The 15,729-nt window shown below is 59.6% G+C and carries 12 protein-coding genes; 5 read left to right on the top strand and 7 right to left on the bottom strand.

Annotated elements, in window-relative coordinates; translation table 11 throughout:
• Positions 1–49 precede the first annotated feature (49 nt).
• The 3 genes from D3P04_RS17290 to D3P04_RS17280 form a co-directional block, all read right to left on the bottom strand.
• A complete protein-coding gene (locus D3P04_RS17290) occupies positions 50–1,828 on the bottom strand; it encodes an SLC13 family permease (RefSeq protein WP_119751065.1) in 1,779 nt (592 codons plus the stop codon).
• A 130-nt stretch (positions 1,829–1,958) separates the two neighbouring features.
• Complete coding sequence (locus tag D3P04_RS17285; protein ID WP_119751063.1) at positions 1,959–2,783, bottom strand: TIGR00282 family metallophosphoesterase; 825 nt, start codon at positions 2,781–2,783, stop codon at positions 1,959–1,961.
• 57 nt (positions 2,784–2,840) lie between these two features.
• Complete coding sequence (locus D3P04_RS17280; protein WP_119751062.1) at positions 2,841–3,467, bottom strand: transglycosylase SLT domain-containing protein; 627 nt, start codon at positions 3,465–3,467, stop codon at positions 2,841–2,843.
• Between the two features lie 285 nt (positions 3,468–3,752).
• Between D3P04_RS17280 and gatB the strand changes: the two genes are divergently transcribed.
• From gatB to D3P04_RS17260, 4 genes are all read left to right on the top strand, one after another.
• On the top strand, positions 3,753–5,267 hold the full coding sequence (gene gatB, locus D3P04_RS17275) for an Asp-tRNA(Asn)/Glu-tRNA(Gln) amidotransferase subunit GatB (RefSeq protein WP_119751060.1): 1,515 nt from the start codon (positions 3,753–3,755) through the stop codon (positions 5,265–5,267).
• Positions 5,268–5,307: 40 nt separating this feature from the next.
• Complete coding sequence (locus tag D3P04_RS17270) at positions 5,308–5,733, top strand: DUF4177 domain-containing protein (protein ID WP_119751059.1); 426 nt, start codon at positions 5,308–5,310, stop codon at positions 5,731–5,733.
• Between the two features lie 103 nt (positions 5,734–5,836).
• The gene (locus tag D3P04_RS17265) at positions 5,837–6,529 is read left to right on the top strand and encodes a metal-dependent hydrolase (RefSeq protein WP_119751058.1); all 693 of its coding nucleotides are present in this window, start codon (positions 5,837–5,839) and stop codon (positions 6,527–6,529) included.
• Entirely contained in the window at positions 6,526–8,328 is a 1,803-nt protein-coding gene (locus tag D3P04_RS17260) for an aminopeptidase P family protein (protein ID WP_269902632.1), read from the top strand. The genes D3P04_RS17265 and D3P04_RS17260 overlap by 4 nt, the downstream gene beginning before the upstream one ends.
• 98 nt (positions 8,329–8,426) lie before the next feature.
• Here the strand turns inward: D3P04_RS17260 and D3P04_RS17255 are convergent, their stop codons facing one another.
• The 3 genes from D3P04_RS17255 to gltX all read right to left on the bottom strand — a co-directional run bounded on the left by D3P04_RS17255 (position 8,427) and on the right by gltX (position 11,955).
• Positions 8,427–9,098, bottom strand: a complete 672-nt coding sequence (locus tag D3P04_RS17255) for an SDR family NAD(P)-dependent oxidoreductase (RefSeq protein ID WP_119751057.1) — start codon at positions 9,096–9,098, stop codon at positions 8,427–8,429.
• Positions 9,099–9,192: 94 nt separating this feature from the next.
• Positions 9,193–10,485 carry a citrate synthase gene (locus D3P04_RS17250; protein ID WP_119751055.1) on the bottom strand — a complete coding sequence of 431 codons (1,293 nt, stop codon included), beginning with the start codon at positions 10,483–10,485 and terminating at the stop codon, positions 9,193–9,195.
• 72 nt (positions 10,486–10,557) lie between these two features.
• Complete coding sequence (gene gltX, locus D3P04_RS17245; protein WP_119751053.1) at positions 10,558–11,955, bottom strand: glutamate--tRNA ligase; 1,398 nt, start codon at positions 11,953–11,955, stop codon at positions 10,558–10,560.
• A gap of 114 nt (positions 11,956–12,069) precedes the next feature.
• Between gltX and D3P04_RS17240 the strand changes: the two genes are divergently transcribed.
• Positions 12,070–14,277: a ComEC/Rec2 family competence protein gene (locus D3P04_RS17240; RefSeq protein WP_119751052.1), complete on the top strand. Its 2,208-nt coding sequence runs from the start codon at positions 12,070–12,072 to the stop codon at positions 14,275–14,277.
• A gap of 9 nt (positions 14,278–14,286) precedes the next feature.
• Here the strand turns inward: D3P04_RS17240 and D3P04_RS17235 are convergent, their stop codons facing one another.
• Positions 14,287–15,651 (bottom strand): aminotransferase, encoded by a 1,365-nt coding sequence (locus D3P04_RS17235; RefSeq protein ID WP_119751050.1) that lies wholly within the window; start codon positions 15,649–15,651, stop codon positions 14,287–14,289.
• Positions 15,652–15,729 lie beyond the last annotated feature (78 nt).

Here is a 15,729-nt window from a genome sequence, read left to right as displayed (position 1 = left end):
CATGATAACAAGCCGCAATGCTGCATGGCAGCATTGCAGAAAGCACAAGTTACAGCGGCCAGAAGATCGGGATAACAATGGCTGCCGTTATGGCCATCAGAACGTTCAGCGGAACGCCGACCCGGATGAAATCGGCAAAGCGATAGCCACCCGGACCATAGACCAGCGTATTGGTCTGATACCCGATCGGCGTCGCGAAACTGGCCGAGGCGCCCATCATCACCGCAATTACCAAAGGACGAGGATCGACGCCCAACTGGTTGCCCAGCGAGATCGCCACCGGTGTGACGATCACCGCAACGGCGTTATTCGTCACCGTCTCGGTCAAAACCGTCGCCAGCAGATACACTGACAATACCAGTCCCCATGGCGGAACCTGAGTCAGCCATGGCGCGATCTGCGTAACAAGCAATTCGACCGCTCCTGAGTTTTCGAGCCCGGCCCCTACGGCAAGCATGGCGAAGATCAGTGCCATCAGCCGGCCATCAACGAAGCTGAGCGCCTCATCCGCGTCGATGCAGCGAGTACCCAGGACAACCGCCACGCCGACAAATGCCAGGAGCAGGATCGGCGCGATATCGAAAGCCGAAAGAGCCACGACCGCTAACAGCGTCGCCACCACGATCGGCGCATGGCGGCGGCGATAGGCGCGATCGGTTGGCACGTTTACCTCGACCATCTCCATATCGATTGCCAGTCGCTGGATATCCCCGGCTTCCCCCTCCAGCAGCAGGGTATCGCCCACACGCACCACCAGATCGTCAAGCTGACGGCCGATATTCTGGTTCCTGCGATGTGCCGCCAATACATAGACGCCATAGCGCCTGCGCAGCCGCATCGCGCCAAGGCTGCGCCCGACCATGCGACAACCCGGCGTGATCAGCACCTCGACCGTGGAGGTCTGGACCGAGCTCAGCTTGTCCACCATGCGCAATTCCTTGTGGCTTTGAAGGCCCAGCACCTCGGACATGGGAGTGCGCAGAACCACGCGGTCCCCGGCCTCCAGCTTTACGGAGGTCAGATCCCGGCGCAACGAAGCATCGCCGCGAAGGACGTCAATCACGCGGGCAGTGTCGCGGGTGAAAATATCCACCTCGTCCAATGCCTTCCCGATCAAAGATGATTCTTCGGGAATCGCGACTTCGGTAAAAAACTTTGCTTTGGATCGGCCCGACATCAGCTGAGACATGGAATTGCGGTCGGGCAGCAGATGCGGTGCGACCAGCAAGAGATAGGTCACACCAATAATCGCCATCGGCAGGCCGACCGGGGTAATCTCGAAGATCGAGAACGCATCCATCCCCGAGCTGCGCGCGACGCCATCGACCAGCAGGTTTGTCGATGTACCGATCATTGTCATCGTTCCGCCCAAAATGGACAGATATGACAATGGGATCAGCAGCTTGGAGGGCGACTTTCCCATCTCTTTGGCAAGCTGCATGAAAATCGGCATCATCACTACAACCAACGGCGTATTGTTGACGAAACCCGACAAGACGCAGACAACCACCGAGATCGATGCCAGCGTCATGAACGGATGGTCACCCGCATGCCGCGCGGCACGCTGCCCGATCCAGTCGAGCGCGCCTGTGCGCACCAGACCGCCGACGATGATGAACATGAAGGCGATGGTCCAGGGGGCCGGGTTCGATAAGACACCCGCAATGCTATCGATATCCAGAATACCCAGCCCAAGCAGCACGACTGCGCCCAGAATCGCGGTAACTTCCGGCGGATAGACCTCGCGGATGAAAAGGGTCAGCATACCAACAATGATAAATATCGTGGTAACGGCAGCGACTGTGCCGCTCAATTCAAATCCGAACATATAGTGCTCTCAAAATAAACCTCATCGGCACGATGGGCATAGTTTGATCGGAAACCCGATCCGCCCGCAAGTAAAGATAAATGGAAACCCTACTTCCGCCGCAGGGACGGCGCATTTCAGCAAGAAACCGTCACTCGATAGCCTTCGCATGGGTCTGCTCCAGCCGTCCGCCGTCCCGGACAGGCATGATTTTCCGGCATTCGCCGCTGCGATCATCGGTTTCGATCATGACGCCGCAAAGGCTTGCCTCGCCTTCGGCCGGAGTGAACCGATCACGGGCCATGCCGGTAACGAAGCGGCGCAGGGGCTCGGTCTTTTCCATGCCGATGATGCTGTTGTAATCGCCGCACATTCCCGCATCCGACAAATAGCCGGTGCCGCGCGGAAGGATTTGCGCATCGGCTGTCGGGACATGCGTATGGGTGCCGACCACAAGGCTGGCGCGCCCGTCGCAAAAATGGCCCGCGCCCATCTTTTCGCTGGTTGCCTCGGCATGGAAATCCACGATCGCGGCCTGTACCATCCCGCCACGGGGATGCGCGCGCAGCACGCCGTCAAGCGCCGAGAAGGGGTCATCATAGGGACGCGACATGAACACCTGCCCCAACGCCTGCGTCACCAGTAATTTACGCCCCCGCGCGTCACTGAACACGCCCGCGCCCCTGCCCGGAGCCTCTTTCGCCAGATTCAGGGGGCGGATAATGCGCGGTTCACGTTCGACAAAGGTCAGAAGATCCTTCTGATCGAATGCATGGTCGCCAAGCGTCAGACAATCCGCCCCGGCTTGCAGAAGCAATTGCGCATGACCCGCAGTAATCCCACGTCCGCCGCTGGCATTCTCGCCATTGACAATGACGAAATCAGCCCCAAGCCGCTGCCGCAATCCGGACAATCTCTCGATAATCGCGCGGCGACCTGCGCGGCCCATGACGTCGCCAAGAAATAATATTCTCATAGCGTAGTGGTTACGACAAAGCCTTTCTCGCCTCAAGCGGGAAGCGACGCGGCCCGCCTAGCCTTCCGCCGGTGCGGTGCAATAGCTCTGGCTGCTGGTCCATTCGGCGATATCCGCGCGTTTGCTGGCGCTGCGCATCGGCGCCCAATCGCGCGCCACACCGCGCCATCCGCCGCTGCCGTCGCGCGCAATCGCGTTGTCCCGCCCGACCTGACGCGACATGATCTTGACCGCGCAACTCATATTGTCGGCACCGTTGGTGATATGGCCGCTGCAGTCATAGCTGCGCCACGTCGCCGGAGCGATCTGCATCAGACCCAACCAGCGACCGCCGCCGCCCGACGCCCTTGGGTTATAGGTGCTTTCATGCTTGGCAAGCGCGGACATCAATCCGGCCCAGAACGCCTTGCGCTCGGTCCGTCCAAGCTCGGCGTAATTCGGGCAATAGGTCTGAATATCATGCGGCACCCGGGACATCATCGCCACGCCTTCGCGCTCAAGCGCCACAAGTGTCGCGCGGGTCCAGTCATCCGAGCCGCTCTTATGCTGCCACCGCATCGGCGGGCTGACGGCAAGCAGATTGCGCTGCGCCTGTTGTCGGGCAAGCTCTTCCGATGAAGGGCCGGTTTCCATGTCACAGGCGGCAAGCAAAGCCAGAGCGGCAAGCAGAAGAACAGAACGCATTAAATCCCCGTAAGGCAGTTTCGACGCAAAACGCCTTAACGGCAAATGCAAGTCATGCAAGCTTTCCGGGCCGGCATCGGCGATTTCACGCCAGAATCGCGCAACTCACCCGGCATTTGGGCAGAGATATCGCGTGATCAGGGGTGTTTCATCGCCTGACGATTTGATCCGGCGCCTTAGGCCGACCAAACAACCGCCGCAATCTTATCGCATCGCGCCTCGTGACAAGTGCCGCGCGCTGCCCTAAAACCGCTGCAACACCGCCACAGCGACAACGAGATTTTCATGCTTGACCATCTGTCCTTCACCGCTCCTGAACCGAAAACCATCGCCGGCGCCAAGGGTGACTGGGAGCTGGTCATCGGACTCGAGGTGCATGCGCAGGTCGCAAGCAAGGCCAAGCTGTTCTCGGGCGCATCGACCGAATTCGGGGCCGAGCCGAACAGCAATGTCGCCTTCGTGGATGCTGCCATGCCGGGAATGCTGCCGGTCATCAACGAATTCTGCGTGGCGCAGGCGGTACGCACCGGCCTTGGCCTGAAAGCGGCGATCAACCTGCGTTCGGCCTTTGACCGCAAGAATTACTTCTATCCCGACCTGCCGCAGGGTTATCAGATCAGCCAGCTTTATCATCCCATCGTCGGCGAGGGCGAGGTGATCGTGGACATGGCCCCCGGCGTCGCCCGCCGCGTGCGGATCGAGCGGATCCATATCGAACAGGACGCCGGAAAATCGATCCATGACATGGATCCGAACATGTCATTCGTGGATCTGAACCGGACCGGAGTCGCCCTGATGGAAATCGTCAGCCGCCCCGATATCCGCAGCCCCGAGGAAGCCGCCGCCTATGTCGTCAAACTGCGCCAGATCATGCGCTATCTGGGCACCTGCGACGGCAATATGCAGAACGGCAATCTGCGCGCAGATGTAAATGTCTCGATCTGCCCTCCGGGCGCCTATGAGAAATATATCGAAACGGGCGATTTCAGCCATCTGGGCACCCGGTGCGAGATCAAGAACATGAACTCGATGCGCTTCATTCAGCAGGCCATCGACGTTGAGGCCCGCCGCCAGATCGCCATTGTCGAGGATGGCGGCAAGGTCGTGCAGGAGACCCGGCTTTACGATCCCGACAAGGGCGAAACCCGGTCCATGCGCAGCAAGGAAGAGGCGCATGATTATCGCTATTTCCCCGATCCCGACCTGCTGCCGCTGGAAATCAAACAGGCATGGGTCGACGATATCGCGGCCAGCATGCCCGAACTGCCGGACGAAAAGAAAGCCCGCTTCGTGCGCGACATGGGCTTGTCGGAATATGATGCCGGTGTCCTGACCGCCGATGTCGAGAACGCCAATTTCTTCGAAGAGGTGGCGCAAGGTCGCGATGGCAAGCAGGCCGCGAACTGGGTCATCAATGAATTGTTCGGGCGGTTGAACAAGGAAGGGCTGAACATCGAGACTTCGCCCATTTCCTCGGGTCAGCTTGGCGGGGTGATCGACCTGATCGCCAAGGGCGACATCTCGGGCAAGATCGCCAAGGATCTGTTCGAGATCCTCTGGACCGAGGGCGGCGATCCGGCTCAGATCATCGAGTCCCGCGGCATGAAACAGGTCACCGATCTGGGTGCGATCGAAAAGGCCGTCGATGAGATCATCGCCGCGAATCCCGGTCAGGTCGAAAAGGCAAAGCAAAATCCCAAGCTGGCGGGCTGGTTCGTCGGACAGGTGCTGAAAGCCACCGGCGGCAAGGCAAACCCGGCGGCGGTCAATGAACTTGTCAGCAAGAAGCTGGGCGAATAATCCGGTCGCCCGGCGCGATAATGTGATGCAGGATCAAAGCATGCAATTCGAATATACCGCCATCCCGGCCCCCACCCGTGGCGAGAAAGCAAAAGACGCCAAAACACCGGCTGAACGCTATGCGCTGGCGCTGTCGGACGAACTCAACCGGATGGCTGCGGATGGGTGGGAATATATTCGCGCCGATGTCCTGCCCAGCGAGGAACGAACCGGGCTGACCGGCCGCTCGACCGTCTATCACAATCTCCTGATTTTCCGCCGCGCGACGTCGCAGGCCGGGGAAGACAGCGCATCTTCGGTTTCCGCAGCAGCCGCGCCGACCGATCCGGCCGGCGAAGAGCGGCGCGAACCCGAGATCCGGCCTGTCCAGGCGAAACCCGAGGCCCCGGAACCAGCCGCAGCACCCGCAAAGGACGCTCCTGCCGCGGCCGGTTCCGATACTGCACCCCCGGCTCGAAACGACTGACGCCCGGCCTCACGCCATTCCCTGCCCTGCCCGCTCAAACTGCGGCTGGCCACGGCTGGACGCCCGCGCTAACCTGCGCGCAAGTTCCAGAAAGGAGATTGCGATGAAACTGAACTGGCTTGGACATTCCGGCTTTCGGCTTGAAATCGAGAATGCGGTGATCCTGATCGATCCCTGGATGACCGGCAATCCGGTCTTCCCGGAAGACAGGCGGCAGGAAGCAATCTCCGGCGCAACCCATATCCTGCTGACCCACGGTCATGGGGATCACGTCGCAGACGCCTTGCCCATCGCAAAGGAACTGAACATTCCGATTGCCGGCATCTATGACCTGATCAACCACTGGACCACGCATGAAAACGTCGAAGGCATCGGCTTCAACAAGGGCGGCACCATCGATCTTGGCGGCGCTCAGGTGACCATGGTCAATGCCTGCCATTCCAGCTCGATGGACGGAGCCGACGGGCCGATCTATGCCGGTCATGAATCGGGCTACATGATCGCCGGTGAAGGGCATGTGATCTATGTCAGCGGCGATACCGACATCATGGCCGATATGGAATGGATGGCCGAGTATCATCAGCCCGATATCGGCATTCTCTGCGCCGGGGGCCATTTCACCATGGATATGAAACGCGCCGCCTTCGCCGCAAAAAAATATTTCGACTTCAAGACTGTCATTCCTTGCCACTACAAAACTTTCCCCCTGCTGGAACAATCGGCAGAGGCTTTAGCCAGCGGCCTTCCCGGCGTCACCGTGATCGAGCCCGAGATTCTGAAGGTCATCGAATTGTGAGCGCATTTCAATCTTTCGAAGATCCGGCGGGCGGCGGCGATCACGCGACTCGTCTCAACACGCTGCGAGAACGTATGGCAGCGATGAAGCTTGATGCCTTCTTCGTCCCACGCGCCGACGCGCATCAGGGCGAATATGTCGCCGATGCCGATGCCCGGCTGGCATGGCTGACCGGTTTCACCGGCAGCGCGGGATTTGCGATCATCACACGTGAACAGGCCGGAGTGTTCATCGACGGACGCTACCGCGTACAGGTGAAATCGCAGATCGACCTTGCGCATTTCACTCCGGTTCCCTGGCCGGAAACCCGGCCCTCGGTCTGGCTTCGCGAGGCATTGCCCGATGGCGGACGGGCGGGCTTCGATCCGTGGCTGCATACCCGCAAGGAAATCGAGGCGATGCGCAAGGGGCTTGAAAACAGCGGCATCGAATTGATCGCAGTCGAAAGCAATCCGGTCGACGCGATCTGGCCCGACCGTCCCGCGCCGCCGCAAGGCCAGGCACGGGCGCATGACGACGCCTTCGCGGGCGAGAGCTCGGCTGACAAGCGGGCACGGCTGGCGGCAGGGCTGCGCGATTGCGGGCAATCCGCCGCCTTCCTGTCCCTACCCGACTCCATTTCGTGGCTGCTGAATATCCGCGGCACGGATGTGCCCAAGAATCCCATCGTGCAAAGCTTTGCGATTCTGTCGGATGACGGCCATGTCGCGCTCTTCGCCGATCCCGTGAAATTCGACGGTCAACTGCGCGAAAAGCTGGGTAATGACGTGACCATCCGCCCCCCCGGAGAAATGGCCGCTGCCTTGCAGAATCTGGATGGCACCATCCGGCTTGATCCCGCAACCGCGCCAGAGGCAGCTTTTCGCCTGCTGGAACAGGCCGGAACCGCGATTGCCAGCGCCCCGGATCCCGCTATCCTGCCGAAGGCCCGGAAAAACAGCGTTGAGTTAAAGGGAATGCATGCCGCGCATCTGCGTGACGGCGTGGCGATGACCCGCCTGCTGGCATGGCTGGACAGCACCCCGCCGTCGAGTCTGACCGAAATCGACGTGGTGCGGAAACTCGAATCCCTGCGCCGCGACGAGGGGATCATCGATATCAGTTTCGATACGATCAGCGGCGCCGGACCGAATGGTGCCATCGTGCATTATCGCGTCACGGAATCCAGCAACCGCCGACTGGCCGAAAATGACATGCTGCTGATCGATTCCGGCGGACAATATCCCGACGGAACCACCGATATCACCCGCACTATTCCGCTTGGTCAGCCGCCGAAAGCGGCCATCGCCCCCTATACCGCCGTTCTGCGCGGTATGATCGCCATCAGTCGCAGCCGTTTCCCGACAGGCGTCGCCGGCGCACATCTGGATTCCCTGGCCCGGCAATTTCTGTGGGCGCAGGGGCTGGACTACGATCATGGCACGGGCCACGGCGTGGGCGCAGCACTTTGCGTTCATGAAGGACCCGTCCGCATCAGCCGTATCAGCGACCTGCCGCTTGAAACCGGCATGATCCTGTCCAACGAGCCGGGATATTACCGCGAAAACGCCTTTGGAATCCGGATCGAGAACCTGCTTGCGGTCACCACGGCCGAGGCCGAGCCGGGCCGCAACATGCTGGGCTTCGAAACGCTAACGCTCTGCCCGATCGACAGGCGGTGCATCGATCGGCAGGCACTGTCCCGTGACGAGGCGGAATGGCTCGATCACTATCACATGCGCGTCCGCGATGAACTTTCCCCGCTGCTTGATTCCGAAACCCGGAACTGGCTGCATCGGGCCACCGCACCCATCGCCTGAGAAACCTGCTTCTTCTTCACGCAGATATTCCGGAGCGTGAGGAGCATCGCGACGAGAGGGGCAGCGCCCCTCTTTCGTCCATCATTCCGCCCGAACTGCTACTCCGCAAGGTCATCCAGGATCCGTGCAGCCTCGGATTTGCACGGCTTCAATGTTTCAGAATCCTCGCCCGGAAAGAATCTTGCCCTTACCGAGGTCGGCATCGGAGCCGGCTCGGCGATGACCACGCGCGGGCCGGTATTGACCGTCTCGGCCCGCCAGCTTTTCGCAAGCGCAATCTGGGCTGCCTTGCTTGCGCCATATGCGCCAAAAAATTTCTGCCCGGCACGGGCATCGTCAAAGAACAGCGCGGTTCCGTCACGCGCGCGCAGCAAAGGTTCCAGCAGAACGATCAGCCCGCGCACGGCTTCGGTATTGACCAGCAGCGATTTCGACCAGTCCTTGCCGTCTATATGCGGCGCAGGAGACAATGGCGCGGCATGCACAGCGCAATGCGCCCACAGGTCCACCCCGCCCCAGCGCTTCGCGATCGCCTCGGCCAATTGCTGCATCGCGGGGGCTTCGCCCACATCCATTGGCGCCAAAGTGGCCGCGCCACCCGTCACCCGAATACGATCATCCAGTTCTTCAAGCGCTCCGACTGTGCGGGCCACCGCAAGCACATGATATCCGCGCGCCGCCAGTTCCTCGGCCAAAGCCGCCCCAAGCCCGCGCGAAGCGCCGGTAATCACGGCGAGTTTGAGAGAGTCCGGTTTGTCATTTTCACTCATATCAGATCACTTGCCATTGCCATTCCCCCGGCGCAAGCCCCGCGACGAAAAAGGGCCTCCGAAGAGGCCCTCTATTCCATGTCATCCAGACCGGTCAGCGTTTGGCGAGCTCGACATAATCCCGCTTGTCACTGCCGACATAAAGCTGCCGGGGGCGGCCGATCTTGTTCTGCGGATCGCTGATCATTTCTTTCCACTGCGCGATCCAGCCGACAGTGCGCGACAAGGCGAAGATCGGCGTGAACATCGAGGTCGGGAAGCCCATAGCCGAAAGGATGATGCCCGAATAAAAATCGACATTCGGATAAAGCTTCTTGGATACGAAATACTCATCCTCGAGGGCGATCTTCTCAAGCTCCTTGGCAACCTGAAGCGTCGGGTTGTTGCGGATGCCCAGAAGGTCCAGAACCTCATCGGCGGATTCTTTCATGACCTTCGCACGCGGATCGAAATTCTTGTAGACCCGGTGACCGAAACCCATCAGCCGGAACGGATCGTCCTTGTCCTTGGCTTTTTCGATATATTCCGGAATGCGGTCAACGGTCCCGATCTCACGCAGCATTTCAAGACAGGCCTGATTGGCGCCACCATGTGCCGGCCCCCAGAGACAGGCAATCCCCGCCGCGATACAGGCAAAGGGATTCGCGCCCGAAGATCCGGCCAGACGCACCGTCGAAGTCGAGGCGTTCTGTTCATGATCGGCATGAAGCGTGAAGATCCGGTCCATCGCTTTCGACAGGGCCGGATCGACGTGATATTTCTCGGCCGGAACCGAAAAGCACATGTTCAGGAAATTCGACGCATAGTCGAGTTCGTTGTCGGGATACACGAAAGGCTGGCCGATCGCGTATTTATAGGCCATTGCAGCAATCGTCGGCAGCTTGGCGATCAGCCGGATCGCGGCCACTTCACGCTGCCATTCGTCACCGATATCGGTCGAATCGTGATAAAAAGCCGACATTGCACCGACGACCCCCACCATCGTAGCCATCGGATGGCTGTCACGGCGGAATCCCCGGAAGAAATTGTGCATCTGCTCATGCACCATGGTGTGGCGCGTGACACGGCTTTGAAAATCAGTCAGTTGCTCTGCGCTGGGCAGTTCGCCGTAAAGCAGAAGATAGCAAACCTCGATATAATTGGAATTTTGTGCCAGTTGCTCGATCGGGTAGCCGCGATACCACAATTCGCCCTTGTCGCCATCGATATAGGTTATCGTCGAATCGCAGCTGGCAGTGGATGTGAAGCCGGGATCATAGGTGAACACATCGGCCTGACCGTATAATTTACGGATATCCAGAACGTTCGGCCCCTGAGTCGGTGTAAGAATCGGTAATTCATATTCGGCATTATTAAGTCGCAGTGTGGCATTATTGGAATCAGCCATCAAAACGTCCTTTCAGCTAAGCCAGGCCAAACGCGCAAAACATGCGAGAGGCCCCGGCGAGTGAGGGCAGGCCTAGCCTGCCAATTCCGTTTGATCACGCAACCGGGCCAGCGTTTCCTCGCGGCCGAGCGCCGTCATCATATCGAACACGCTTGGGGTGGCGGTTCGTCCGGCCAGAGCGGCCCTTAACGGACCTGCAAGTTTGCCCAGACCCACACCGTTTTCTTCGGCAATGATCTTGGCCGACCGCTCCAGCTCGTCACGCGTCCAGCTAGCATGCTGCACTGCGGCAGTCAATGATTTCAGCATACCACGGGATTCCGAATTCAGTGCCTTCCCTGCCTTTTCATCAATTTCAACGGGCCGGTCGATCAGGGCAAATCGCGCCTGCTCAAGAAGCTGTGGTAATGTACGGGCCTTTTGTTTCAGAACTGTTAAAGCAGCTCCAAGTCTTTCTTTCTGAATTGATGTCAATGACTTGGAGCCTGTTTCCTTGATAAATTCATCCAAGGCGGCCTGCAGTGCGGCATCCTCCATTTCGCCGATATGATGGCCGCTGACATGTTCAAGCTTCTTGAAGTCCAGCCGTGCCGGTGCACGTCCGATACCAGACAGATCGAACCATTCCCGTGCCTGCGCATCGTTGAATAATTCATCGTCGCCATGGCTCCAGCCAAGCCGGGCCAGATAATTCCGCATCGCCACGGCCGGATATCCCAGCGCCGCGAATTCATGCAGGCCAACAGCACCATGACGCTTGGACAGCTTTTTCCCATCCTCGCCATGGATCAGCGGAATATGGGCAAAAACCGGGCGCGGCCAGTTCATCGCATCGTAGATCTGGATCTGGCGAGCGGTGTTGGTCAGATGATCGTCCCCCCGGATCACATGGGTAACCCCCATATCGTGATCATCCACCACCACCGCCAGCATATAGGTGGGTGAACCATCGCTGCGCAACAGAACCATGTCGTCCAGTTGATCATTCGCCACCCGGACCACCCCCTGCACGGCATCCTCAATCACCGTTTCACCGGTTTGCGGAGCCTTCAGGCGGATCGCATAGGGCGCATCCGGCTGATCGTTTGCAGCCCGCCAGGGGCTTTGAAACGGCTGCCGGGGATTCGCCTCGCGCCATGCGGCGATTTCCTCGGTGGTGGAAAAGCATTTATATGCGGAGCCGTTGGCCAGCATCTGCCGGGCGACATCGGCATGACGATCCTTGCGCGCATATTGGCTATAGGGCTCCTCGTCCCAATCGAGACCCAGCCATTCAAGCCCTTTCAGAATCGCCTCCGTCGCTTCGGGGGTCGAGCGGGCGCGATCGGTATCCTCGATTCGCAGCAGGAATTTTCCACCTCGGCCGCGGGCATAAAGCCAGTTGAACAACGCCGTACGCGCACCGCCGATATGCAAATAACCGGTCGGAGACGGAGCAAAACGGGTCACGATCGGAATATTGTCGGACATCTGGTTTTCCTGATGATGAATTTTCTAAATGACACATGCCACGTTAGCGATTTCTTAACCCGGTCGTGTCAGGTTCGTAAGCAGAAATAGAGAACCGCCCCGGAAAGGACAAGAATGACAGTCTTCCCCGGAAATGGAACGGTTCCGGCCGCGCAACCGGTCTCCCCGCCCGCTCAGGGTTTTGCTCCGGCCCACATGAACGGGAAAGGACATACCGGTTCGCGCAGATCCGGCCCGGCTCTGGTAAGCCGGGCCGGCTTGCTACCCTGGCTGCCCTGTTGCCTCGCGACGGGGATCGGGATCTGGTTTGCCTTGCCTTCCGCCCCGACTGGCTGGTCATGGTTGCTATTGACCATCGCGGCGGTATCCGGGCTGATTTTCCGGCATTCCATGATCCTGCTTGCCACAAAAGGCCGAATCGGATGGCAGCTGGCGGAAACGACGCGCAATTGCAGCTTCGCCATCTCCCTGATCGCTGCCGGTGTTGGCCTGATGGGAATCCGCTCGGCTCATGTCGCCGCGCCGGTCCTTGGCTGGCGATATTATGGCCCGGTCGAGGGAATGGTCGTTCAGATCGACCGCTCGACCCGTGACCGGATCCGCCTGACACTGGATCAGGTCGTCCTGCAGGATATCAGCCAGAAGCGGACACCCAGACGGGTTCGTCTGTCACTGATGGATCAGGCCGCAGTCACGCTGCCCGCACTGGGCGAGCGTATTCGCTTGACCGGCCATCTCGGCCCGCCGCCCGGTCCAGCGTCACCGCATGGATTCGATTTCCGCTGGAACGCGTGGTTCTCGGGACTTGGCGCGGTCGGCTATACGCGTCTTCCCAGCGTCAATCTGGCCCCGCCCGAAGGCGGAAAATGGCGGATGCACCGCCTGCGCATGGCGATAAGCGCACAGATGCAGCAGCAGATCGGCGGTCAGAAAGGCGCAGTAGCAGCCGCATTGATGACCGGCGATCGTTCAGGGATTCTCGAAGCGACCAACCAGATCATGCGCGGTTCGAATCTCTATCACATCATATCGATTTCGGGGCTTCATATGGGGATGCTGGCGGGATTCGTTTATGCCGCCTTTCGCTATGCAATGGTCGGTCTGCAAGCTGCCGGAACGGGCCGGTCCCTGCCCGCCCACAAGATCGCGGCAATTTTTGCGCTTCTGGCGGCCGCCACCTATCTGTGGCTTTCCGGCGGCGGCGTCGCGACAGAGCGAGCCTTCATCATGGTGGCGGTCATGCTGGGCGCGATACTGGCGGATCGCCGGGCGATTTCCCTGCGCACTGTGGCGCTGGCCGCAACCATAATCCTTCTGCTCAGGCCCGAGGCCCTGACCTCGCCGGGTTTTCAGATGAGTTTCGCGGCTACTGTCGCGTTGATCCTGGTCTATGGCCTTTGGTCACGTATCGCCTGTCATATCCCGGTTTGGCTGCGGCCATTCGCCATGCTTGTCACAAGTTCTCTGATTGCGGGAATGGCGACCGCTCCGATTGCGGCTGCTCATTTCAACCAGATGACGCATTACGGGTTGCTGGCCAATCTGCTGGTCGTTCCCGTGATGGGAACATTGGTCATGCCCGCAGGCGTGATTGCCGCGCTGCTAGCGCCATTCGGCTTGGCCGGACCGGCCTTGTGGATCATGGGGTTAGGTACGGAATGGATGCTGTTCATGGCCGAATGGATCGCCGGGCTAGACGGCGCGGTAACGGCGATCATCCAACCGGCACCGCAGGTTCTGTCGCTTCTCGGGGCTGGCGCGGTCCTACTGGTCCTGTGCTGGCGCCCCTGGAAGACATTACGACGCTTAGCCGCGCCCCTGTCGGGCTGCGTGATCGGCATCACCATGGCGGCGGCGGCAGGCTTCTTATGGGTCCGCACCGAACGTCCCATGCTTCTGATTGCCTCGCAGGGGGAAGCCGCGGGGCTGATGACACCAGCGGGGCGGGCATTATCCAAACCCGCAGGCGGCAGTTTTACTGCCAGGATCTGGCTGCGGCAGGATGGCGATATCGCCACGCAAGAGGAATCGGCCAAGCGTCCAGGCTGGTCAGGCGACAGGAAGCAACGCTACGCCATGCTTCCCGGCGGATGGGAGGTCTGGCATTTCACCGGCAAAGGCTCGGGCGCGCAGGCGGCAGCGGCTTGTCTGCCGATGCGCATCGTCATCGCGACGGAACGCACCGGATTGAAGAAACGCGATCAGCAATGCCTGTTATTCGATCACTACGCACTGCGTTACAGCGGGTCCGTCGCGATTGATTTCAAGGCAGGCAACCCGGTTGTCCAAACCGTTTCGACAGTGCATCGCAGCCCCGGCTGAACGGTGCGATCATGCAACCTCGGCAAAGACTTTGGTCAATGCCCGTTCGAGCTTGTCGAACATCTCATCCATCTGCTCTTCGGTCAGGATGAAGGGAGGGCAAAGCACGATAGACTGCCCCAGCGGGCGACAGATCAATCCCAGATCGGTGCAGCTATTGGCGATCCGCTCGCTGACCGACAGATTGGCGTCAAAGGGGGTTTTGGTCGCCTTGTCCTTCACGGCCTCCAGCGCCCACATGAAGCCGATACCACGCAATTCTCCGATATGCTCGCTACGCTCCATGATTGCGCGAAGTCCCGCCTCCATGCGCGGAGCGAGCCGGCGGACATTCTCTGCCAATCCCTCATTCATCACCACATCGATGGCCTTCAACGCGATGGCACAACCGACCGGATGGCCCGAGGCGGTGAAGCCATGCGGAAATTCCTCGATCTTCTCGGCCGCCGCCTGCAGACGGTCGGCAAGATCGGGTCCAAGGATAACCGCACCCATCGGAAACAGACCGGCGGTCAGATTTTTCGAGGAAATGATCGCGTCGGGCACGAATCCATAAGTCTCGCAGCCCCAGGTATTGCCGGTCCGTCCGAAACCACAGATCACCTCATCCGAGATCAGCGGGATGCCGTGTTTCTTCAGAATCGACTGGACGGCCTGAAAATAGCCTTTCGAGGGCGGAATGACGCCCCCTGCCCCCATCACCGGCTCTGCGAAAAAGCCCGCGATCGTATCGGCACCTTCACGCAGGATGGTTTCTTCAAGTTCGGCGGCAAGACGCTGCGTGAACTGCTCTTCGCTTTCGCCGTCCTGACCGAAACGCCAGTGATGCGGGCAGGTCAGATGGATGAACCCCTCCATCGGCAGGCCGAAGACCTCGTTATAGGGTTTGCCGGTCATGCTTGCCGATACAGCCGTTACACCGTGATAGGCATTCAGCCGGGTCAGGATCTTGCGGCGTTTCGGATTGCCTTCGCTTCCATGCAGGAACCACAGCATCTTGACCATGGTGTCATTCGCTTCCGAACCGGAATTGGTGTAGAAAACCTTGCCCCGGTCAAAAGGTGAAACCTCGATCAGCTTTTCCGACAGCATGACCGTCTGATCCGACATCCGCCCGAAAAAGGCATGATAGCCGGGAAAGCGGTCATATTGCGCCTTGGCGGCCTGCGCCAATCCGGCGTGATCAAAACCGGCAATCATGTTCCAAAGGCCGGAATTCGCGTCCAGATAGCGTTTCCCGTTCACGTCATGGACATAGGGACCTTCGCCATGCGTGACCACGACCGTTCCGCGCGCCTTGACGCTTGGCAGATCGGTGAAGCCATACATCGAAAATTCATCGGCGCGTGCTTCCCAGCTTTGCGGTTTATTCATGATCCTGCCTTCCGGAAACTGATTTCGTACCGACGCTACCTTTGGCTTTCGCCGTGTTCAATGGCCGGTATGGGGATC

The sequence above is a fragment of the Paracoccus onubensis genome, from assembly GCF_003591515.1.
Lineage (GTDB): Bacteria > Pseudomonadota > Alphaproteobacteria > Rhodobacterales > Rhodobacteraceae > Paracoccus > Paracoccus onubensis.
The sequence above is the reverse complement of the archived record's forward strand: the minus strand, read 5'-3'. Positions and strand labels throughout refer to the sequence as shown.

What these genes read in the sequence shown, in the direction of transcription:
- D3P04_RS17290 (WP_119751065.1), bottom strand. Translation starts at nt 1,828, where the DNA reads ATGTTCGGATTTGAATTGAGCGGCACAGTCGCTGCCGTTACCACGATA.
- D3P04_RS17285 (WP_119751063.1), bottom strand. Translation starts at nt 2,783, where the DNA reads ATGAGAATATTATTTCTTGGCGACGTCATGGGCCGCGCAGGTCGCCGC.
- D3P04_RS17280 (WP_119751062.1), bottom strand. Translation starts at nt 3,467, where the DNA reads ATGCGTTCTGTTCTTCTGCTTGCCGCTCTGGCTTTGCTTGCCGCCTGT.
- gatB (WP_119751060.1), top strand. Translation starts at nt 3,753, where the DNA reads ATGCTTGACCATCTGTCCTTCACCGCTCCTGAACCGAAAACCATCGCC.
- D3P04_RS17270 (WP_119751059.1), top strand. Translation starts at nt 5,308, where the DNA reads ATGCAATTCGAATATACCGCCATCCCGGCCCCCACCCGTGGCGAGAAA.
- D3P04_RS17265 (WP_119751058.1), top strand. Translation starts at nt 5,837, where the DNA reads ATGAAACTGAACTGGCTTGGACATTCCGGCTTTCGGCTTGAAATCGAG.
- D3P04_RS17255 (WP_119751057.1), bottom strand. Translation starts at nt 9,098, where the DNA reads ATGAGTGAAAATGACAAACCGGACTCTCTCAAACTCGCCGTGATTACC.
- D3P04_RS17250 (WP_119751055.1), bottom strand. Translation starts at nt 10,485, where the DNA reads ATGGCTGATTCCAATAATGCCACACTGCGACTTAATAATGCCGAATAT.
- gltX (WP_119751053.1), bottom strand. Translation starts at nt 11,955, where the DNA reads ATGTCCGACAATATTCCGATCGTGACCCGTTTTGCTCCGTCTCCGACC.
- D3P04_RS17240 (WP_119751052.1), top strand. Translation starts at nt 12,070, where the DNA reads ATGACAGTCTTCCCCGGAAATGGAACGGTTCCGGCCGCGCAACCGGTC.
- D3P04_RS17235 (WP_119751050.1), bottom strand. Translation starts at nt 15,651, where the DNA reads ATGAATAAACCGCAAAGCTGGGAAGCACGCGCCGATGAATTTTCGATG.